The organism is Chryseobacterium sp. OSA05B (assembly GCF_019970065.1).
Taxonomy (GTDB): Bacteria; Bacteroidota; Bacteroidia; order Flavobacteriales; family Weeksellaceae; genus Chryseobacterium.
Window position 1 is genome coordinate 106,784 of sequence record NZ_JAHXYH010000007.1, and the last position, 23,537, is coordinate 130,320.

Below are 23,537 nucleotides of genomic sequence, written 5' to 3' on the forward strand. Positions count from 1 at the left end.
TAAATTTATATTTTACACCCAGTTGTGCCCCTGTCTTTCCACCAGTGCAATACTCTCTTTCGGCCCCCAGCTACCTGCTTCATAGTTGGGAAAAGATGCATCTTTATTATCTCCCCAGGCCTCCTGTATGGTTTTGACAACATCCCAGGCTTCTTCTACCTGATCGGAACGCATAAATAAGGTAAGGTCTCCTATAAGCGCGTCCAGCAATAATGTTTCGTAAGCTTCAGGCGTATCTTCCTGGCAGGCAAAATTGTCAAAAATCATTTCAACAGGCTTTAAAACCAATGAAAGTCCCGGTTTTTTAGCCATAAACTGCAGGCGGATATCCATCAAAGGCTGAATATTGATAATCAACCTGTTGGCCGATAAATGTTGTGAACTTTCAGAAAATGTGGAATGCGGAAGCGGTTTAAACTGAATCGTTATATAAGAATGCTTCTCTTTCATTTTTTTCCCTGTACGAACGTAGAAAGGAACATCCTGCCATCTTTCATTATCCAGATAGAATTTTACAGCTGCGAAAGTCTCCGTATTGGAATCTCTGGCAATACCATCTTCCTGACGGTAGCCTTTAGCCTCCACTCCATTGACAGTTCCTTTTCCGTACTGTCCTCTTACGGCATAATGATCAACCTGATCAGCAGAAATTCTGCGAATCGACTTCAGCACATCCACTTTACGGTCTCTGATCTCACCGGATTCCAGTGAAGCCGGTGGTTCCATCGCAACCATACACAGGATCTGCAACAAGTGATTCTGAATCATATCCTTAAGCGCTCCGGTCTGCTCATAGAAAGCACCTCTTGTTTCAACGCCTACCTCTTCGGCAACCGTAATTTGCACTGATTCTATATGTTTACAATCCCATAACGGCTCGAAAATGGAATTTCCAAATCTGAACGCCAATATATTCTGCACGGTTTCTTTCCCCAGATAATGATCGATACGGTAGATTTGCTCTTCTTCAAAAGTCTCGGCCAGCAAACTGTTCAGCTCGATTGCGGACTGTTTATCATGACCGAATGGCTTCTCGATAATAATGCGGTCTTTTTTAGCATCAGAAGCCAATGATGAATTTTTGATATGATTGGAAATGGTGGAAACAAAATCAGGCCCGATTGATAAATAAAACAACCGGTTTCCTCTTGTTCCGTAAACTTTGTCAAAATCCTCCAGTTTCTCTCGTAGATTTTTGTAAGAACTTTCCTCATCAAGCTGATGCTGAAAGTAAGTAATGTGGGCCTGAAAACCTGCCCAATCTTCTGTAGTTATCTTTTTCCTTGAGAAATTTTCAAGATTTTCCCTGATGTAATTTTTAAAATATTCGTTGGTATTATCTGCTCTTCCCAATGCCAGGATATTAAAACCTTTAGGCATCCTGCCATCGATGTACAGATTATAAAAAGCCGGAAAAAGTTTTCTCTTCGCCAGATCTCCTGTAGCACCAAAAATAATGATCGTAGTTGGTTTCAGGACTTTATTTTCATTCATTTTTCCCAATTTTAATCGTTTGCAGTTTGCCATGACGTGTGAAAAACACCTTCCCTGTCCGTACGTTGATACGTGTGTGCTCCGAAATAATCACGCTGAGCCTGAATCAGGTTAACCGGCAGAGATTCGGTAGTATACGCATCAAAATACCCCAGGGCAGTCTGAATTCCTAAACTTGAAATTCCGTTTGAAGCGGCAAAAGCAGCCGTTTTTCGTAATGATTTTATTTTTTCTTTAACGATCAAGGAAATATCCTGATCCAGTAAAATATTGGACAAAAGAGGATCTTTGGTATATGCGGAATAAAATTTCTCCAACAGAACCGAACGGATGATACATCCTCCCCTCCAGATTTTCACCACATCTTTTAACGGAATCTGAAAACTATATTCTTCGGAAGCTTTTACCAGTAATGCCAAACCTTGTGCATAGCTGATCAACGTCGCCAGATATAAAGCATCACCCACTTCTTTAATGAATAATTCTGTATTTTCCGGGCTTGCAATTTCTTTTTCTGCATACAGCTGAGAAGCCTGAACTCTCTCTTCTTTATAGGCTGATAAAATTCTTGAAGTTACAGCAATATCAATAGTCGGGATAGAAACTCCAATTTCCATGGCCTGCTCAGAGGTCCATTTTCCGGTTCCTTTGGCTCCTGCTTTATCTAAGATCTGATCTACAAGATAACCGTCTGTCAACGAATCTTTCTGCTGAAAAATATCTCTTGTGATCTCGATCAGGAATGAATTCATTTCACCATTATTCCATTCTTTGAAAACCTGATATAATTGGTCGTTATTTAAATTGGCTCCTCTTTTCAACAAATCATATGCTTCGCTGATGAGCTGCATAATCGCATATTCAATTCCGTTGTGAACCATTTTCACATAGTTCCCGGCGGAGTCTTTTCCCATATAAGCTGTACACGCTTCATCGCCTACTTTGGCTGAAATGGCTTCCAGCATAGGCTGAATAAGATGGAAAGCTTCCAGATCTCCACCCGGCATGATGCTTGGTCCTGTCCTGGCTCCTTTTTCACCTCCGGAAACTCCCATTCCCATAAAATGAAGATTTTTTGCAGCCAAATCCGCGACACGTCTGTTGGTATCTTTGAAATAAGAATTACCTGCATCAATAACGATATCTCCCTTGCTTAAAAGCGGCGTAATACTTTCCAGTACCGCATCAACGGGTTTTCCTGCAGGAACCATAAGAATGATTTTCCTGGGCGTTTCCAAAGCAGATACAAAATCTTCCATGGTACCCGTTCCTTTTACTTTCATCTCTGAAGTGGCGCCGTCCTGTAGTTCTTTTACTTTCTCTCCATCAAGATCAAATCCGGCGATAGAAAAGCCGTTATCGGCAATATTATAAAGAAGATTGCGCCCCATTACTCCAAGGCCAATCATTCCGTAATCGTATCTTTCCATTTACTTTTTAATATGAATTCTGTTATACAGAGAATAAAATTACGTAAATGCCTATCAGGAAAAAAATAAATGGATAGAAAAAAATTCGTTAAAAAAAGAAGGCACAAACTCCTGAATTAAAATCAACCGTCTTAAACCTCATAAACAGCACAATATCAACAATATAAAAACAAGCTATTTTAGAAAATTCACTAAATAAGGATTTTTATAATTAATTTCATTGAAATGATCAAAAGTGACTATTCATTCAATTCAAAAAACAATAATGAAAGCGTCTTCATCAAAAGCATAACAAAAACAAAAGCCAAACAATGTGTTGTTTGGCTTTTATTTTTATTAGTTGTTATTTATGATGATCGGGAAATACATACCGGTACATCGGTAATCATTTTCTCATTTGCGTTCAGATTAAATACAACTTCAAAGAATTCATGATCAGTTTCCAAAATTGACGAAGTGAGGAATATCTGTTGTAAAACCGTTCATCGGCAGAATATTATTACGGTTGCTGTTAAAATCAAAAACCGAATTATTATCGAAAGGAACACGTGGATAATAGGTGAAAGAAATTTGAATCCTGTTGAAAACCAAGAACGGGTTATTGATTAAAACACCCACGCCTATTTTGGTGTTGGCAGTGGTTTTAAGCAGCTTATCATCAGGCATTCCCAACCAGCCTACAGCGGCAGTTAAGTATGGACTGAAATGAAAGTTCTTCCATGTTTTATTGACAAAGAGCTGAAGCTGGTATCTTAAAACCAATTTTTTAGTTCCTATAAAATCTGAATTGTAAACAGGGAATTCGTCAGCAGCAGAAAGATTGATCCTGTCTTTATAAGAATAATTATGCTGTGGATTTCCCAATGCTAAAGTCGGGGAAAAGAAATGTCTTGCTTTGGCAAATTTCCAGTCCATAAGATTGGTAAAATACGTTCCATCCAAACGGAAAGATTCGCGATTTTGGCTGTTTTCATTAAAAAATCTTCCAAACTCAGCTTTCACATTGAAATAACCGATCTTTATAAAATTACCATACGACGCTGAAACGCCCACATAAGGCATCACGTCTTTACTTCTTGATAAAGCTCCGGCAGTCAGATTAACGGTATTTCCGTACGCTACATCCTCCGGCAAATCATATTGAAAAATATTCTTCTGAACTGAGAAATTTCTGCGAATGAATCCTACAGACATCAGAAAACTGCTATAAGAGCTAAAATACTGATACTGGTCGATTCCGGGGCTGTCTTTGTATTGATAATTCTGGAATCTTCCTATTAAGGCAATATTACTGTTGACCCTTTCTTTAGAATCAGAAGAAACGGGAATCTGATAACCGCCCCATAAATCCTGGCTGTACACCTTGATTTGTACTTCCGGAAATTTAGTATCCTGAGCGGTCGGGAGTGCCACATTCCGCATGAAATATTCGAATGTAAATCCACCGGCCCATTTCGTCAGGGGTGAGAAAAAATCTCTTCTGACATTCAAATTGATTCTTTCATTTCTCAAAAAATCTCTTTCTCCCAGAATCTGAGCGTTGATATAAGAACCCCAGAGGTTATATGCAGTGTAACTTCCTAACAGATAATCCTGTTTTTCTTTGGAATCGTTTCTATACAGCAAATTCAATTCGTGGCCTAATCCCAACATATTTTCTTCGGTAACGCCCAAGCCTATTTTACTTCCTGAATAACTGACTCTGGGTTTTAAACTCCATGAATCCAGGACTTTTACCACCACATCAATAGAATCCTTGCTGGATGTACTGTCGGAAACGCTGATATTAACCCTGTTAATAAAAGGCATGGTTCTCAGCAAACGCTCAGATTCGTAGAGTTTCTGGGCATTGTACTCCTCGCCTTCCTTAAAAAGCAAATAATTATTAACGGTTGTATCTCTTGTATTGGCATGAAGGTGATTGGTGAACCAGTCATACCATTTGGTTTTTTCTTTTTTCTCTTTCGAACCGTATCCAAAGGGGTCAATGGTTTCTATCCTAATATTTCTGATGTGTTTTCCGTTATGAGTTTCCTGCAATAATTTCTCCGTGGTTGTCCTAACCGATGCGGAATCTGCTTGTCTTCGAAATATAAAACGGTGGATGAATTTGGTCACTTTCGTTTTATCTGAAAAGTTCTCTATTTTGTAATAAAGCGAATCCTTTTTCTCCTGCGCATTCAGAAGAGAAAAGCCACATAAAAGGAAAATTGAAACTGCAAGTAGTTTATTCGTCATAATTAAAGAATTCGATAAAGCTTTTGATATCAATTTGCAAGCCAATAGAAGCAAAAAATGAGGTTTTAACGTAAAAAATAAACTAGGTACCACAAAGCAGATTATATTTTACAGGCCTGACTTGTGATTAAGCTGCTGAATATGAAATTATTTTAGATTGAAACCTAAATATTTTTGCGCTAATTACCATTATGACACAGTTAAAACAGGATTAATCAAATCATTTATTAGAGGTAAGCTTCTTTTTTTTGGTCTTATTATTGAATAAGTTTTTAGTATCAATTCTCTTATTTGAGTGTATAAGCAAAATTCGGCAGACCTTAGATTGGTTCACCTCTATTTATCAGCATTATTCATTTATAAGACGTATCCTTCACCTCAATCTTAATACCAGTAAACAGCAATAAAGTTTAATCATTAAATATCACTATTATGGAAACTAAAGAAATTTCAAGAATTGCTCTTGGTGCATTTTTGATCACTGCAGGTATAGGTCATCTTACCTTTGCAAGAAGACAATTTCAGGCTCAGGTACCGGATTGGGTTCCTTTAAAGAAAGATGACACCGTTGTTTATTCGGGAATAGCTGAAATTCTTCTGGGTACGGCCATTATTGCAACTCCTAAAAAACACCGAAAAACTGTAGGTCAGGTTGTAGCAACATTTTTTGCTGCGGTTCTTCCCGGAAATATTGCTCAGTACAAAAACAGGAAAGATTCTTTCGGACTTAATACGGATAATCAAAGATTGGCCAGGCTTTTCATGCAGGCTCCCCTAATTGCCTGGGCTTTGAAATCTACGGATGAGTAAAAGCCAGTAAATATGACGATTTAAACGGGTAAATATAGCTGAAGACAGCATTTTTCAACACTGATTAAGATAACCAATTTTTAGTCAGTATCCTTACTGGTAATTATATTATCGTATCCACTTCTTTAATACATTTTTTCCTTTTACATATCCTTTTCCACCTTCCTTTAAATTCTTTAAAAAAAAGAACAAAAATTCATTTATGATTATTTAATTTTTATTTTTTCATCTATATCTTTGTCTCACCTTTAAATGATAAGATTTGCGTAAAAATAATCTCTTAATCTTGATTTTTATTTTTTTTAAAGTTTATAGTCAGAGATATAATATTCAATTATATAACACAGACAACGGACTTCCACAAAACAGTGTAAAAGATATCATAAAAGATAAATACGGATTTATCTGGCTGACCACCGAAAATGGAATTGTAAGATATGATGGCATAAATTTTCTGGTTTATAAGAATTTTCCTTTAAACAGTCAGCGCTTCACTTATTTCTATGGTTCTTCTGAAAAGGACAGTATTTTCACTAATGGTGACTATGGCAATACCATCCTTCTGCATGAAAAAAAAACGGCAATCTTTAAAAATAACCAAAGCAATCAAAATTTTATTTCTTACAATCATAATGATTATCTCCTGTATGGTTCCAATTACAACTATGGTGCTTCTCCGGATATCAACTATTATATGAAGCTAAAAAAAGGGATGTATTATATAAAAGAAAATTCCTTACTCTACAGACCCTACCTGGCCAAAAAAAAGGAAAACCTTGCCATAAAAGCATTCTACAAGAATATTATCAGAATTTTCGCAATTGATGAGTCGATATTTTATTTGGATTTTAAAAATCATCAGGTAAATCAGATAGAAAAAGGAAAAATGGTCAATAACCAAAATATTCCGCTACTTACCGATATCAAAAGTAAAATTTTTTGGAGCCAAATCAATAATCAGGTTTTTATTCTCAATGAAAACACCCTTTACACCTGTCATAACAAAAATGGGCAGCTGAAAATAGGTAAGCTCATTGAGATGAATAATGATATCAATAAAGATAATCTGTGCAGTATTTATTATGATGAATTTTACAAAAAACTTTATCTGGGAAGCAGTACGGAGGGGCTACAAATTATAAGTTTTTCAGAATTTATGACCTCCAAAAATTACGAATCAAAATCTCCTTCCGTATTTTATTCCACATTACCCTACGATAACTCTTCCGTAATCACGCCGGTTGGGGAGATTTACAACAGAAACGGACTGGTAAAAAAACTTCATTTTAAAGATGTCATTTCATTTTTTATGGGTTATGACGAAAACGCCAACATTATCCTCAGAAAAGAAGGAGATGCCATCATGTATCAAAAAGAAAATTTTTACACCCGCTCTACTTCTATCCCGATAAAGGATTTTTTTTTGGCTGATTTTTTCTTCGACGAAACCAGATATTATGCACTTATTGTAAAACCTAAAAAAAAAGGTACAAAAGGCTATTACGGAATGCTTGCAGTGTATAAAGGGAAATCCTTTTCTTCAATAGATAAAAAAATCATCTTTAGTGATGAGCCAACGAAATTTATCCGTCTTGACCAGAATAACATCCTGGTTGGTACCATAAAAGGTTTGTACAAAGTATCACTGAAAACAAATAAAGTATACAATTTAACCCTCAAAAAAGATATATCCGTCCGTAGTATCATACAATCCAGAAATGGGAACTTCTGGATAACAACGATAGGAAAAGGATTTTATCTGCTCAAAGGAAACCGACTGATTAAAATGCCTTATGATACTAATGGTAACATTTCATCATCACACACTATACTGGAAGACAGGAATGGTTTTTTTTGGATCCCTACCAATAACGGACTCTATAAAACATCAGAAACCCAACTTTTAAAATATGCTGATGATCATAAAAGCAAAGTAAATTATTATCGATATTCAAAAGATTCGGGTTTTAATACGAATGAATTTAATGGAGGAGGTAATACATCCGGTAATCAATTAAAAAATGGCGAGTTCGTTCTTCCTTCATTAAATGGTCTGGTTTTTTTTGATCCTCTTAAAGTTAAAAATTATTACCCCCAAAATATATACATCGAAAGAGCTCTTATTGATAATCGGGAACTTTATTTTAAAAATACTTTATATATCAATCAGGAAGCTGACCGCACCGAAGTATTAATTGATGTCCCCTATTACGCAAACCCTGACAATGTGATCATAGAGGCAAAACTGAACGACACCCCTCAAAAAAAATGGCAGCTTATAGGTAAAGACAGGAAATTCTATATTTCTAATCTGGGACATGGAAATTATACATTCATGGTAAGAATGCTTGTGAATGATCGTGGGAAATATGTCTATAAAAAAATAAATATTATTATTCCGCCTTATTTTTATCAGACTCTTTGGTTTAAAGTAATAGCTGTTTCAACCCTTTTACTGATATTAAATTTTCTGATCAGATGGCGAATCAGCTTTCTTAAAAAGAAAAATTATGAGCTGGAGGGAATAGTCAACCTTCGAACAAAAAACCTTTCTGACACGGTAGAAAAATTAGAAGAGACCAAAATACAGCTCCATAATGAGATTGAACAACAGAAAAAGCTCATTGGTACCATTACCCACGATATTACTACTCCGATAAAATTCATTGCTCTTACCGCAAAAGAAGTGCTGGAAAATAAAGATTTTGATCAACACCGGGCAGAAAAGATACTTACTTCCATCTATAAGTCATCGGATCAGCTGTATAATTTTACAATGACATTAAAAGAATATGCGGACATCTACAGTCATAGGTCTGATACAATAGAATCTTATTCTCTTTATCATCTTATTGAAGAAAAAATAATCCTTTTTAATCCTATTGCAGACAACCATAATACAGCAATTATAAATAATACAGATCCCTATTTATCTACAAATATCAGTAAAAATATCCTGGCCGTTATTCTCCATAACCTGCTGGATAATTCTGTAAAATACACGAAAAGCGGCACCATTACCATACATAATACCACTGAAAATGAAAATACTATTTTATGGATTACAGATACGGGTATTGGGATGGATGAACAAAAAATAGAATACTATACCAGACTTCAGGACAATATTGAAAATGAAAAATTATTACTCCAGAAATATGGTATGGGGCTACATCTCGTATTGCAGTTGCTACAAATGATTGAAAGTAAAATTGTCTTTAAAAAAAGTGCAGTTCAGGGCACTTCTTTCAAACTAATTCTAAAAAATAAAAAAAATGAATAGATCTATTCTTATAGCTGATGATCATGACATTGTACTGGCAGGAACAAGCTTAATTTTAGAATCCAGAATACAAAATGTAATTATTCATCAAGCCGAAGATTATCCGGAAGCGATCCTTAAAATTTCCAGACAAAAGTACGACCTCGTTATTTTAGATATCAATATGCCTGAGAGCAAAAATAAAAAAATGATCTCCGAAATTAAAGAGCTGGACCCCGATATAAAAATACTGATCTTTTCTGCTTATGAAGAAGAAATAGCCGTTCAGTACATAAAGGAAGGAGCCAATGGATACCTCAGTAAACTCAGTAAGGTTGATGAAATCTCAGAGGCCGTAAAAAAAATATTCTCCGAGGGTTTTTATTATCCATCAAGTATCGTCAACCAACTTTTACAAACCTCTCCGCTGGATTCCATCAAAAATCTCTCAGAAAGAGAATATGAAATTTTCATTTTAATGGTAAAAGGATATGGCAATTTAGAAATTTCAAATACGATGAACATCCAAATGACAACGATTAGCACTTATAAAAAAAGAATCCATACTAAATTAAAAACCAATAACCTCGCCACTCTCATTAAACTTTACGAGACCTATATATCCTAATATGAAAAACTAGTTGGTCAGACACTTTTTTATTGAATTATTAATAACAAAACCCTTTAAAAATGTAATAAAATAAGCTATTATTTGGATCAATTTGCAAAGCGCCATGTAGAAAATTTTCTACATGGCGCTTTCTTTTATTCTACGTGCTGTTAATTTTCCCGTAGAAGTATTTCTATAATTTTACACCATTATAAAGTGTTACACTTATATGCTCTATAGACCATAAACAAAGGATTAATAGATTATCAAACAACTAAAAACTAATAAATGCACAAAAATTTTACAACATTATTAAAAGTAGTAGGATTGCTAACTGCTTCTATTGCTTTTGCACAGTCAGGAAATATAGGCGTAAATACTCTAAATCCGGGATCTACAATGGATATTAACGGATCTCTGGCAGCCAATTACACTGCAGTAAATACAACACCTTATACTTTAACTGCAACGGATTTTCATGTGTCGTATAATGGTAGCTCAAACGCTGTCTTTACTCTTCCATCTGCTATCAATGGCATTGGAAATTTCAAAGGGCGTATATACACCATCAAAAACAATACAAATTTTACACTTACAGTAAATCCAGCAGGTTCTGAAACGATCAATGGAAATGCCGGTGTTTCGGTATCACAAAATCAAAGTGTACAATTGATCAGTACCGGCCTTACCGGAGCTGGTTCTACGTGGGAAATTGTCTCAGCGGGTACTTCTTTAACCGCCAACAATGGTCTTAATGTTTTGGGCAATGAAATGAAGCTTGGGGGTACACTGTCTCAGGTTACAGATATTGCAACAGCAGGAAATAACCTCAGTATAAACGGAACTGGTAAAGTTTTAATAGGGACAAATAATGTTCCGGCGGGTGCTGGAGATGCTAAATTCATTATCGATAACGGTACAACGAATGGTGCTTTGCAAATTAAAGACGGATCACAGCAATTAGGATATGTACTGACCAGTGATGCTAATGGTTTGGCAACTTGGTCATCTACCGTTACTACTGCATTTGCTAATAATTGGACCGCCTATTCAGGAACGCTTGTCAATCCTTTTACCGGACTAACAGGTGGTGGTGGTTTGGTTACAGGAATATCAGTAACCATCCCGGCAAAGGGTTGGTATTTTTTCCGAAGCGGCATTGCTATCAATTCCGACTGTAATGACTATTTCTTTTACATTAATGGTGTTGGAGATGTGTGGAGAAGCTATTGTGGATCCAATACGGCAGCTTTTATGTTTCCAAGAGATCAAAACCGGGTACTATACTTTGCAGCCCCAGGAAACTATACGATCCTGGCTGGCAAAACTAATGGTGTAGTTCCCGTTAGTTTCAATGGAGGTAACCCTGTTTTCTATCTGGATTTTGTAAAGTTTCAGAATTAATATTCAGATCAGTTTCAAAATAAAATACAATCATTATATCATTCAATTTGAACATTTTGATAAAAACAATTTTATATGACTAAACATTCAATTTTTCTATTCTTATTGACAGTAATGGGTGGTGTTTTGGTATACTCTCAGGCTGGAAATGTAGGAATCAATACACCTTCTCCCGGCAGCAGGCTTACGGTGAACGGTTCATTTGCGGCAAGCTATAGATCGATTACCACGAGTGGGGCTGTAGATGCTCATGATTATTACTTAGCTTATAATGGCAATAGCAATGGAACATTGACTCTACCTACAGCCATAAACGGGACCGGTAACTTTATCGGAAGAACATACCATTTCAAAAACACAGGAACAGCAATACTTTCTGTTGCAGCCGGCGGATCTGAATTAATTGATAACCATACGGGAGTCGGTATAACATCCGTTAATGTTCCCCCAGGATACTATGCCTTTTTCATCAGCAAAGGAACAATTACAGGAACAACATGGGAGCTTATTTTACTTTCAAGCTCAGACAGTTTACCTGTGGCCGCATCCACATATCCTTTTTCCACAGTAAGTACCTCGACCAGACAGACTCTTCCGGCCTCTACCGGTCCCTATATTGTCTCTGAGATCAATTACCCTGATGGAACAGTCGTAAATACCGGTAATGTATTAAATACTTCGAATGGAAAATTTACTGCACCCACGAGCGGATACTATATGTTCTATGGATCAACACAGTTTGATAATGGGGCCGTTTCAGGGGCACCTGGCTTTGCCTGGGCCATCTTATATCTTATAAAGAATTACAGTACCACACCCAATAATATATTGGTTCAGTCTTATCAGTCTAATCCCGGAATGTTAGTTGGTACCAATGTCTCATGCATCACCTATTTAAATGCCGGAGAAACCGTTAGTATGGCTTCTGCAGCAGCAGTTACCGGAGGTAATATCTACCAGATAGTCGTTAGCTCTCTTTATGGTTACAAAATCGCTAATTAAATTTTAAACATCAATAGTTTATAGGGGTAATATTGATATCCCAAGATTCTAATAACACAATGAAAACCCAAAATATATAAACCCTCATTTTATGTATTTTAAACGAAAAAAGTAATCATCAGAAAATTTGACGGTTACTTTTTTGTTACGAAAAACTCTCTTTATTCATCCGTATTTTACCAGTCGTTACTGCCTTCGTATTTTTTATTCATTGCTACCTTTAACTCTGAAACAAAAGTCTCCACTTTTAATCTGGTTTTATATTTTACATCTTCCCAACATTGTAAATCAAGGTTACAATACTACCAGCCATTAGTCTTTGATAATATCCTCCATTGTTTGTCTTTTCAATCTCCTTTTCATTGAATAGTGAAAAAAATTCAAAACAATCGACTTTGGCACGGCATTAATTTTACAAAATATTAAAAATAAAGTTAATATACAATGTTTATATTTTAATAATATGAATTATCTTCACATTATCAATACCAAATTATATATTTTTATGAAAAAATTAATTTTTACGTTAATTTGTGCAACTTCGTTAGTTTTTACCAGTTGTTCAGACGATTCTCAGCAAGAAAAAGAGGTTCAAGGCCAGAAGCAGGCAGTAACAGCCAACAAGTCTGTAAGCAAAACTCAGCAAGAAATCGACAATCTGCTCAAACATTTTACAACACAGGATTATCATTCCTCTGTTTCGGGCTTAACCAAGGAGGAAGTGCAAAAGGATATGGCCATGAAATTACTGCCAAAATGCAAACAACTTCTTATGGAAAATGGATATACGGAAGATGCCATTAATAAATTGGGCGACGATTACAAAACTATTATACTTACAGCATTTAACTTAAAAAAATAATTATGAAAAAGATTCTTTTATCACTTACGCTTGTATTTGGCGCAGTAAATTTTGCAACGGCAGTCCCAACCTTTTATTATAATTTTGGAAGTTACAACGTAGAAGGTTTATTTGTTTATTACTCAAGTCCAGCTAATGGAATGGGTTGTTACGATGGAGACATACTTCCGTTGAAACTATCAAGTTCAAATGTTCTTACAAATATGAATACTGGTGTTGTAGTTCCAGCTAACCAACTTACACATGCCTATGTATGTGGTACATCTCCAACTCCGGTATGCAGTACTACACCGGATGTAGTATTTAGAGGCATGAGATTTTATACCACAGTAAGTAATTTTGCTGGAATGGCAGGAACAAGTTGTTCGTATTTCACACAGGTTCCAACACCTAACGGATGGAAAATAACAATGCCAGGTTTACAAAGTCTAACATTTGTAGACATGGGGTTCATGACACAATATATTTACCAATAGGAAAAATAGAGATCATACGCTCTTTTTTCTCTATTTATTCTGAAAAAAAACAAATCCCCGAATAATATCGGGGATTTTTCCTGTACGTACTTTTTATTTTCCTCTAAAAAATAAGACTTACTTTTTCCCTTCTCAAACTCTAATGATTTTCCGGGAACCATGAGTGGAAATTATCCTGCAGTTGTCCGACAAAGTTATGTGATCTGTTCAGTGGATGCTTTTAGGATCATTGTTCTGAAGCATTTACACGGTGAACATGCCACGAAGACCAGTTGAAGTCCTTTGGATAACTGCTGTAAAGACAATAAGTGTAACCAGTAAAAACAAAACAATTATCACAATCCACAACAAATAGCTACCCGGACAAGAGAAGAAATGTTTAATATTTGTTTTTGTCAATTATTTTCACTATATTGATATATGAAAAAAAGTGAAAATCAGGGCAGTATAACACATGCCGGTAAAATGAACGAACGAACAAGAGCTATGGAAGTTCTTGAAAAAGCTAAGCAAACACAAGGAAAAATCACATTCCTAAGGCAAGGTGCCGGAAGAAACTTTAAGCCAAAAAATGAGGAGTCCTAAGTTGAAATTGATTTAATTTACATATTCAACGAGTAGTATCTTTACACCATTGGCCGAGAAGAACTGGAAAACCAGCTATCATTTGCATTGAAAAACTTACAGCTCAATAGGTCAAACATTAATCCCTGAGCTGTAATATTATATTCAAGCTGTGTGCTATTTACCTCTGTGGTCCCTGCAACAGCACGAATCCTTTCGTGTGGTTTAATATTGTAAGTCAAATATTCCAAAAGAATTTATTTGTTTCCACTCCTACTAAGACAGCCAGCCTCTAACAGCAAAACTTATGAAATATAATTCTTCAGGATTATGGAATTTATAATTTACGATTCTTCAATTATTCTTTGGGAAAGATAACCCTTTGATATAATTGTGCAGTAGCGAGGAGCATAGCTTTATAGAAGAGAAGGCAAAAAAAACAAAATAACCTGCTGTTTTACAGCAGGTTATTTTGTTTAAAACTGTGACCGCGAAGGGATTCGAACCCCCAACCCTCAGAGCCGAAATCTGATATTCTATCCAGTTGAACTACGCAGCCTGTTTCATAAGCAGTGAATAAGAAGCTAGGAATACTTCCAATTCATATGTTACTATGATTTAAGACTGCGAAAATACTCTTTTTTTTACAATTTATAAAGCCTGCAAAAGTTTAATTCTAAAAATTATTTCAGGATTGCAGAATGATCCGTTGAAAGTAATATCCAACAAAAGAAACTGGCTCGGGGCAAACATTTAAAGGTCAGATCTTTAAAAACAAAATATGTAACATTCAAAAAAAACTTCAGACCTATACAGGAAACATTTGATACTTTTCACAGATTAAAAATTATGAGAAATAAAATATTGTCAGCGGTTCTATTGCTCTGGACAATCACATTTTTCGCGCAGAATAAGGTGGTTAATGATGAGTATGCTAAAGCAAAAGAAATCGTTAGAGATCTCGATTCTATTGTTTCACCCAATGGAATTCAGGAAAGCTATCCTGTCACTATAGGAAATATAAAGCAACAGGTGTACATAAGAGGCCAGAATAGAGAAAATCCGATTATTCTGTTCGTACATGGTGGTCCCGCATCGCCTATGAGCCCGGCTATGTGGATGTTTCAGAGGCCCATTGAAGAATATTTCACGGTGGTCAACTATGATCAGAGAGCGGCGGGAAAGACCTACTCGATCAATGATACCGTTAATTTAGGGAAAACCATACACATCGATCAGTATGTAAAAGACGTCATTGAGGTGGCGGAGTATATTGAGAAAAAATATAAGAAGAAAAAAGTCATACTGATGGGGCACAGCTGGGGAACTGTCGTTTCTATGAATGCAGCCCTGAAAACGCCAGATCTGTTCTACTCCTATGTCGGCATCGGGCAGATCATCAATACAAAAGATAATGAACGGCTAAGCGTGGAGTACGCCATGAAAGAAGCCATCCGCTCAAAAAATGATACAGCGATCAAAGAGCTGAAATCCATTGCTCCATATCCCGGAAATCAGCCGGTAACAAGAGAAAGAATTATCATCGCAAGAAAATGGCCGCAATATTATGGCGGACTTACCGCATTCAGGAATGATTCAAGGTATTATTTCCAGGCACCTCTCCTTTTCTCTGAGTATTCGGAAAAGGATCTTGATGCACTTGGCGCAGGAAGTCTATTTACATTGAAAAGACTTTTACCTGAGTTTTTGGAAGTTGATTTTAAAGGCATAAAAAGCTTTCCGATTCCAGTCTTCATGTTCATGGGCCGCCATGATTATACCACACCTTCTGAACCTACCGACACCTGGCTCCGAAATGTAAAAGCACCCGCAAAAAAAGGAATCTGGTTCGAGAATTCAGCTCATTTGATTCCCTGGGAAGAGCCCGGAAAAATGTTGGTTACCTTATTGAATGATGTCCTGCCAACTGTTACCGACAAAAAATAAAGCACAACAGTCATAAAAACAAAAAGCCTTACATTTTGAAATGTAAGACTTTTATTATCTTTGAATATGTCTTTACGCTTAGAAGGTAATCTTCACCCCTCCCAGAACTTGTGCACCTAAGACTTTATAGCCTTTGTAGGTCTGGTAGTTTGAGTTCAGAAGATTGTTTCCGATGGCAAAAACACTAAAGTTTTTATGGAATTTATATTCTGCAGAAAGGTTTAAATCTGCATAGCCCCCAACTTTATCATTTCTGTTCTCTGTAGACTGGTAAACCAGGTTCGGATTAGCTACTCCTTCAATCGCGAAAGAGTTTGTGGTTCTGTCACTTGCGAAGATTCCTTTGAATCCTAACAATAACTTTTTATCAAGCATCGTATATTTCGCTCCGATACTTGCATTCACTAAAGGAACGTTATAAATATCCGCATAATTCTTCAGATTGTACTTTGTAAACCTTACTTCTCCGTCTAAAACAAGATTTTCAAGCGGGAAATACTGTACACTTCCTTTGATATCGCTTACATTTCCGTCATCATACACGGCAGAGAATGTATTCGCAAAATTGTAGGCAGAACGGTTTAAAGTAAATACGTTGTCGAAAAGGTTGTTTCCCTGGAAGAACATAATATTCCTCATTTGTCCGTAACCTGCAGAGAAGTCGTATTTAAACGTTTCGTCGATATCACCTCGTAAACCTATGTAAAAATGATATTGAGTCTCTGTGGGCTTTAAAAACTGGTCAGAAAGCACGAATGGATTCGCCTGAAGAAGATCTCCGTAGGTATTTAGCTTCAGTCCGCCGTCTACCCCACCGTAGAATTTAAATTCTTTAGCAGCCGCCACCTGGAACTCAGCCTGTGGAAACCAGTAGGTTTTATTATTTTTCACTTCTCCTCCAAGGGCATCATTTGAATTTTTAGCATTCAGGAAAGAGAATCCGGAACCTAGCATTAAGTAGGAATCACCCTTTCTGAAGGTTACTTTCGGAGTAAGACTCGTATTAAAGAAATTGGATGAGTTTTTGTTGACAATCCCAAAATCGGTTTTCACCGCTTCTACTCCAACGCCCAAGTCAGCATTTAAAACAATTCCCGATTTACCGATCTCGACTGCATGCTTGGAAAGATTCGCCAAAATGGAAACCTGATTTTCCTGTGCATCAAAATGATCTTTCAGGAAAGAAGATTTTACCCTTACATCATTTAAGATTTCATTGGAATAAAAATCATAATATCCGTTCACCTTAAACTGGTTCACCCTTTGCTTCAGATCAACATCTGCAGAAGGCTCCATGGCATAAATTCCGTAATATCTGTTATTATCCAGTGCATACTCAGCATTCAGATTGAATTTTCCTTTTTCACCATATGAATTCAGGTAAGCTCCAATCGCTGTAGAACTCTGCTTGGAATCCCAGGTATATTCTTTTTTCAGACCCAGAGTGGAAAGAAAATGGAAATCCGCTCCTACTTCCAGTTTATTGTCAAGGGTTTTGGAAATATTGGCATCACCCAAAATTTTCCCGAAGTTCCCCATTCCAAACTGCACATAGTTGTTCTGAGCCGTTCCTTCAAATTTCGGAGTCACATCCTGTCCCTGAATGGTAGATGTTTTAAAATCCGAAACCGCAGGCACATCTACGATGGTATATTTCACAGGGTTCTGGGATTTCTCTTCCGGCGGATAATTCTTGATGGTCTCCACAGAGGTTTTCTTCTTCTCGATCTTCCTCACCTCCGGCTCCCGCTTCTTATTAAGAATCAGTTTTTCCTCCTTGATCTGGGAAAACGCAAACTGCGAAAACCCTAAAAATAATATGGATAATAATTGAATTTTTCTGTTCATTGCTCAATATTTGTATTAATGTATAATGTCGGATGTATAATGTATCTATCGAATTGTGTACTTTGTACATTTTACTTTTTACATTATACTTTATACACTTTACTTTTTAATCTGCTTTTTAACCTCTTTTGCTTCTGCTACGATCTCCGGGAAATCTTTATAGTTCTCGATGATCTGGTCGCATGTATAACTTGCCTGGTAATTATCTTTCAGTCCCACATAGTTTTTAGCCATCAGTACCAAAGCTTTTGCTCCCCAATAATCTTCAGAGGCATAATTGTTCGCTAGCTTAAAGATGGTCTCGTTGGAAGACTTGAACGCCTTTCCTTTATTCTGATAATAAGCTTTTGCATAAATAGCTTCTGCCGCCACCGATGTATTGGACGATTTTTCAAGAGAAGTATACGCTGACTGTGCATCTTTATCTTTCCCTGAATTCATAAGGCTTCTCGCTTTGATCACTTTCGCTGTTTCAATAACTGCGGCCGAGTTTTTCGTATTCGCGATTACTGCATCAGCTAGTTTTTCAGCCTGAGAGAAGTTTTTCTCGCTGGCATAAACCTTCATCAACTCAACATTCGCATAATTTTTAATGCTGATATCTGAAGAATTTTTGATATTCTCAAGGTATTTTTTAGCTTCTGCCGTATTCCCCTGAGCCACGAAGATCTGTGCCAGACGCGTTTGCGCATCATCCTGATAATCGTTCTGTACCGAGGCTACTTCCTGAAGAACAAGAAGCGCTTTCGTAGCATTATTGGTTTGATAATAGCTTTCTCCCAGCTCGTATTTAGCCTGATAAAGGCCTTCTCCGGTAGGATTCTGCGTTAGATATTTTTCGTAGTAAGAAATAGCATTTTTGTAGTCTTTCTTCGTGAAATACTGTTTCCCGGTAGAAAGGTTGATCTCATCTATTTCTGAAGCATCCACATTTACCCCAATATTTTTTGCAAAAGTTTCATATCCGGAAACATCACCGTTTTTCGTGAAAATAGGTTTGGCCGCCTGAACGATCTTCTCAGCATAAGCCGTATTTTTATACTGTTCGCCTAAAGATTTAAGCTCGGAAAGAGCTTTGTCACTCTGGTTCTGATCAATATAATTCTGTGCTCTGTAGATAGATGCATTCGCAATAAGATCTTTATCCGAAGACGTTTTGATTACTTTTGCAAAATAATCATTGGAATTCGCAAAATCATCCTGTGCGGAATACGCTGTTCCCATTTCATACTGGGCATCGTCATAATATTCAGAATCCGGGTATTTGGACAGAAGATTTTTCAGATTGGTGATTTTCGCCTGTGTATCGCCTTTAAATCCTAAAGCCATAGCTTTTTGGTACAAAGTATAGTCGGTGGCGTCTTCATTTTTATCGTAAATCGCAATCGCCTCATTCAGATCATTGTTGGCGTAATGAATATCTGCCAGACGAAGTTCTGCATCATTTTTAAATTCAGGCTTCGGATTGCTCAGATACTGCTTGAAATACGTCTGTGCCTGATCAAATTTTTTAGCTTTAAAATAAGCATATCCTAAATCATAAGGCAACTGTTGCTTTTCAGGGAAAGTTTCAGTAAGAAGCTTCTCATAACGGGCAATGGCAGACGGATAATTTCCTTTCTGGTAATACACCTGTCCTAACCAATATAGTGCTCTGTTGTAAAATTCTTTATTGATATTAAATCCTAAGCTTCTCAGAAAATACCTTTCCGCTTCGTCATAATTTCCTTTGTTGAACTCCTCTGTTCCCAATAAATAGGAAACCTCCTGATCTACTTTATTGATCTCAGGGGTAGAATTCTGAAGTCTGTCGATCGCGTTCAGCGTTTCTTTATAGTTTCCGGAATACAGATATGATTTCACAAGAAGTGACCGCATTTCAGGCGCATTCGTGTCATTCTGATTCTCGTTGATATAGCTTTGAATCACTGCAGAAGGACTTTCAAACGGGTTTCCGATATCGTAACTTAGTTTTGCGTATTGTTCATGGGCTAATTTTTTAACCTTCGCATCGTAATTCATCTGGTAAGAAGATCGGAATGCTGAAAGGGCTTCCTGCTTTTTATCTACCGCCAGATAAGCATTTCCTAACTGATAATAAGCATTCTGTGCCAGCGCTGAATTACTGTTGACAAGTTGGTTGTAATAAGAAACCGCTTCATCGTATTTTTTAAGCTGAGCGGCCACAAATCCCATTTCATAAAGGTCATTTTCAGACGGGTTCTGCTGTACACTCAGATAATCTTTGAGGTGCGGATAAGCCGAAGTATAGTCATTTTTCATGAAATAACTCTCCCCGATGATCTTATGAACCTCTGCTTTGTAAGAGTCCGAAATACTTTCGTTCAATAAAGCCGTTCCTTCAGAAATAGCCTGATCATAATTCTTATCATTGTAATACATCTGTACATAATAAGGACGTACCAGTTTGGAGAATTTAGGCTGATCTTTTACAGAATCGAAATACTGGAATGCTTTATCATTCTGCCCACCCGAATAATACAGGTGTCCCAGCATGTAAGCGATATCTCCTTTTTGGGATTCATCAGCTGTTTTATAGGCCTCTTCCAATGCATCGGTAGCTCCTTTGGTATCACCGGTCATGAATTTAGCATAACCCAACTTCAGAATATACTGTGTATTTTCTTCTTTTGAAAGCTGATACTGATTCACTTTTTTCAGGGTTTCCAAGGCTTTATCGAAATCCTTTTTAGCCAGATAATAATCTGCCAGTGGAAGATTAGCCTGAGCAAAATACGCAGAATTCGGGTATTCTTTCATAAAGGCTGTCAGTCCTTCCTCTGCATGGTTTTTCTGCAAGATCACGCCAATCACATTATCAAAAAACTGCGCCGCCTCTTTTCTCGATCTGGACAAATTCTGATTGTAGAAATATTGTCTTGCATATTCGAATTGAGAAGCATTGTATATTTTGGTCTGATAAAGATTTTCTGCGAGATTAAACCTGTAATTTTCTTTCTGGGTAAAGTACTGTGACTGTTGCGCTCCGGAAATTCCGAAATAAAGCACGGCAGCTGAGAGAAGTATTTTTTTTGAATTCATTCTTTTTCTGAATAAAAAGATTAGCTATATAAGTTAACGAAAATATTAAAAACTTATTGTTTAAGCAAGTTTTAAAGGTTTTATAACATAAATTAACAATTGATTACATTTCACTATTTGATGATAAAAAATGATTACTTTAGTGTCATAAAAATGAAATGGATATCAATTTGGAACCTTCAAAAAAGTTTTCTGACGGAATCCTCAATCTACACCAGCTAAAAACATACCATTACATGAAAATTAAAATACTTTTAGCATTAATATTTGCCAACCTACTGCAGGCTCAAAAGTTTTATTTTCCTAAAACAGCTGTCACTGACACACTTATTTTGGAAAAACAAATGCCCCGGTTGGCTTCAACACTGATCACTCAGGCTCCATTGCTGAAGCTTAAAAAAACCAACAAACTGGCTTATCTGGATAATCTTCTGCGTTTAGAATTGCTTGCTAAAGATTACAAAAAATCCAATGCCACTTTAGTGGAATACCGCAAGGAATTTGCAGATCATGACATGGTGGGGAATAAATATATTGCCTACGAATTTTACAGCATGGCAAAAATAATCGAAGCAAAAGAAAAGATTTCTTTCCCGAATGCCCTTCAAAAAGCCTTCAATACAAAATATGAAAGTCTCCCTGATAAACTGATCACCAAAGTGAGTATTGCAGTAGATGGAGATGTCATGGCCGCACGAAAACTCCTGAAAGAAACGCTGGACAAGCAGAAAGATAAAGACAGTATAGATTACGGATCCGCTCTGGCTTTATGCAGAAGTTATCTGAATTACAAAACTTTCTCCGCCACTAAACCTCAGATCATGCAATTGGTTGTCGCAAAAGACGGGGAAAAATTCATTACAGAAACCAAAGATATTAAAACCAAAAACGGAAGTACCCTGACGATCACCATTGTCAGAAAGAAGACCAATACCTCGCCACTTCCTGTTGTGCTCAGCAGTAATATTTATGCCGGACCAATTGATGGCTATTTTGGAAAAAGAGCGGCCGTTTATAACTATGTAGGTGCTGTTGTGAATACCCGTGGCAAAAGAAACAGCAATGACGTGAACAATCCTTTCGAGCACGAATCTCAGGATATTTACGAAGTCATCGACTGGATCAGCAAACAGCCCTGGTGCAACGGTAAAGTTGGAATGATCGGTGGAAGTTATCTGGGCTTCAGCCAGTGGGCTGCTGTCAAAAAAATACATCCGGCATTAAAAACAATTGTTCCACAGGTTGCCGTAGGAATCGGAATAGACTACCCTGCCCAAAATAATATCTTCATGAGCTATATGCTACAATGGATCCAGTATGTGACGAACAATAAGCTTACCGATGAAGCAGATTTCAACAACGCTAAAAAATGGGATTCTGTTAATACGGCCTGGTACAAAAGCGGAAAATCATTCAGAGCTCTGGATACCATCAGCGGGAAGCCAAGCAAGATATTTCAAAGATGGCTGGATCATCCCGGCTACGACCAATATTACCATAAAATGGTACCTTATAAAGAGGATTTCGCCAAGATCAACATCCCTATTCTAACAACCACGGGATATTATGATGATGATCAGATCGGGGCACTGTACTATTTTAAAGAACATCATCAGTATAACAAAAATGCCAATCATTATCTGGTAATCGGTCCTTATGATCATGGAGGGGCACAAAGCTTTGGATATACTCACGTCAACGGAAATCCTATTGATCCAGCAGCTAGAATAAGTATTGATGACCTTGCTTTTTCCTGGTTTGATTACATTATGAAAGACGGGAAGAAACCGGAACTTTTAAAAGACAGGATCAATTTCCAGGTGATGAATACCAATACATGGAAACATGCGCCTACCCTTGAGAAAATGCATACTTCAACGCTTAAGTTTTACCTTCAGAATCGTAAAGGGACTGCATCGGTTTTCACTCAACCCACGGAAAAAAGCTTCGTTAAACAGACGGTTGATTTTAAAAATCGTGATCAAAAGGACACTTATCACGCAGTAAGTAAGATTGACAGTGTAAAAACCACAAACTCCGTTTATTTTGAAAGTGAAGTTTTAGACAAAGACCTTATCTTCAGCGGAAATCCGGCTGGATTCTTCAATGTTTCCATTAATAAAAAAGATTTTGATACGGATATGTATTTGTATCAGATCAGGCCTGATGGAAAGACTTTCCTATTATCCACACATATTGTAAGAGCTAGCTATGCAAATAATAATGCGGTACGTCAGCTCCTTAAACCGGGTAAAGAAGTACAGATCCCGATAAAAAACTCAATGTTCATGAGTAAAAAGATCGAAAAGGGAAGCAAACTGGTTCTACTGGTGGGTGTCAATAAAAACCCAAGCTGGCAGATCAATTACGGATCCGGAAAAGATGTAAGTGACGAAACGATCAAAGATTCCGGTGAACCACTGGAAATAAAGTGGTATAACGACAGCTATGTGGAAATACCTATTTACCAAGAATAAAGGCGTTTAGCCATGAGAACCTCAGTCTTTTTAACGAAATATTATGATTA

15 protein-coding genes and 1 tRNA gene are annotated in these 23,537 nt (G+C 36.8%); 10 read left to right on the top strand and 6 right to left on the bottom strand.

Translation table 11 applies throughout. The features are described 5' to 3' along the window. Nucleotides 1-12: 12 nt before the first annotated feature. From zwf to LC419_RS21550, 3 genes are all read right to left on the bottom strand, one after another. Nucleotides 13-1,494 carry a glucose-6-phosphate dehydrogenase gene (gene zwf, locus LC419_RS21540; RefSeq protein ID WP_223609277.1) on the bottom strand — a complete coding sequence of 494 codons (1,482 nt, stop codon included), beginning with the start codon at nt 1,492-1,494 and terminating at the stop codon, nt 13-15. Nucleotides 1,495-1,505: 11 nt separating this feature from the next. Beyond that, nucleotides 1,506-2,924: an NADP-dependent phosphogluconate dehydrogenase gene (gndA, locus tag LC419_RS21545; protein WP_223609278.1), complete on the bottom strand. Its 1,419-nt coding sequence runs from the start codon at nt 2,922-2,924 to the stop codon at nt 1,506-1,508. Nucleotides 2,925-3,359: 435 nt separating this feature from the next. Continuing rightward, nucleotides 3,360-5,162 carry a POTRA domain-containing protein gene (locus LC419_RS21550; protein WP_223609279.1) on the bottom strand — a complete coding sequence of 601 codons (1,803 nt, stop codon included), beginning with the start codon at nt 5,160-5,162 and terminating at the stop codon, nt 3,360-3,362. A gap of 432 nt (nt 5,163-5,594) precedes the next feature. Here LC419_RS21550 and LC419_RS21555 point away from each other — a divergent pair, with 432 nt between their 5' ends. The 8 genes from LC419_RS21555 to LC419_RS21590 all read left to right on the top strand — a co-directional run bounded on the left by LC419_RS21555 (nt 5,595) and on the right by LC419_RS21590 (nt 14,173). Next, a complete protein-coding gene (locus LC419_RS21555; protein WP_223609280.1) occupies nt 5,595-5,972 on the top strand; it encodes a hypothetical protein in 378 nt (125 codons plus the stop codon). A 286-nt stretch (nt 5,973-6,258) separates the two neighbouring features. Next, nucleotides 6,259-9,255 carry a HAMP domain-containing sensor histidine kinase gene (locus LC419_RS21560; protein ID WP_223609281.1) on the top strand — a complete coding sequence of 999 codons (2,997 nt, stop codon included), beginning with the start codon at nt 6,259-6,261 and terminating at the stop codon, nt 9,253-9,255. Beyond that, nucleotides 9,248-9,862: a response regulator transcription factor gene (locus tag LC419_RS21565; protein ID WP_223609282.1), complete on the top strand. Its 615-nt coding sequence runs from the start codon at nt 9,248-9,250 to the stop codon at nt 9,860-9,862. Before LC419_RS21560 ends, LC419_RS21565 begins: the two co-directional genes overlap by 8 nt. A gap of 270 nt (nt 9,863-10,132) precedes the next feature. Next, on the top strand, nt 10,133-11,248 hold the full coding sequence (locus LC419_RS21570; protein ID WP_223609283.1) for a hypothetical protein: 1,116 nt from the start codon (nt 10,133-10,135) through the stop codon (nt 11,246-11,248). A gap of 75 nt (nt 11,249-11,323) precedes the next feature. Beyond that, nucleotides 11,324-12,250: a hypothetical protein gene (locus LC419_RS21575; protein ID WP_223609284.1), complete on the top strand. Its 927-nt coding sequence runs from the start codon at nt 11,324-11,326 to the stop codon at nt 12,248-12,250. A 505-nt stretch (nt 12,251-12,755) separates the two neighbouring features. Beyond that, a complete protein-coding gene (locus LC419_RS21580) occupies nt 12,756-13,112 on the top strand; it encodes a hypothetical protein (protein WP_223609285.1) in 357 nt (118 codons plus the stop codon). A gap of 2 nt (nt 13,113-13,114) precedes the next feature. Beyond that, nucleotides 13,115-13,588, top strand: coding sequence for a hypothetical protein (locus tag LC419_RS21585; protein ID WP_223609286.1), 474 nt, complete (start codon nt 13,115-13,117; stop codon nt 13,586-13,588). 420 nt (nt 13,589-14,008) lie between these two features. After that, nucleotides 14,009-14,173: a hypothetical protein gene (locus LC419_RS21590; protein WP_223609287.1), complete on the top strand. Its 165-nt coding sequence runs from the start codon at nt 14,009-14,011 to the stop codon at nt 14,171-14,173. Between the two features lie 464 nt (nt 14,174-14,637). Here LC419_RS21590 and LC419_RS21595 read toward each other — a convergent pair. Further along, a tRNA-Arg gene (locus tag LC419_RS21595) sits at nt 14,638-14,711 on the bottom strand. Nucleotides 14,712-15,001: 290 nt separating this feature from the next. On the opposite strand from LC419_RS21595, the gene LC419_RS21600 reads away from it, so the two are divergent. Further along, the gene (locus tag LC419_RS21600) at nt 15,002-16,099 is read left to right on the top strand and encodes an alpha/beta hydrolase (RefSeq protein ID WP_223609288.1); all 1,098 of its coding nucleotides are present in this window, start codon (nt 15,002-15,004) and stop codon (nt 16,097-16,099) included. A 78-nt stretch (nt 16,100-16,177) separates the two neighbouring features. On the opposite strand, the gene LC419_RS21605 is transcribed toward LC419_RS21600, so the two are convergent. Both LC419_RS21605 and LC419_RS21610 read right to left on the bottom strand, forming a co-directional pair. Further along, complete coding sequence (locus tag LC419_RS21605) at nt 16,178-17,947, bottom strand: TonB-dependent receptor (protein WP_223609289.1); 1,770 nt, start codon at nt 17,945-17,947, stop codon at nt 16,178-16,180. A 99-nt stretch (nt 17,948-18,046) separates the two neighbouring features. Further along, a complete protein-coding gene (locus tag LC419_RS21610; RefSeq protein WP_223609290.1) occupies nt 18,047-21,010 on the bottom strand; it encodes a lipopolysaccharide assembly protein LapB in 2,964 nt (987 codons plus the stop codon). 236 nt (nt 21,011-21,246) lie between these two features. Between LC419_RS21610 and LC419_RS21615 the strand changes: the two genes are divergently transcribed. Then, entirely contained in the window at nt 21,247-23,487 is a 2,241-nt protein-coding gene (locus tag LC419_RS21615; protein WP_223609291.1) for a CocE/NonD family hydrolase, read from the top strand. The last annotated feature ends 50 nt before the right edge of the window (nt 23,488-23,537 follow it).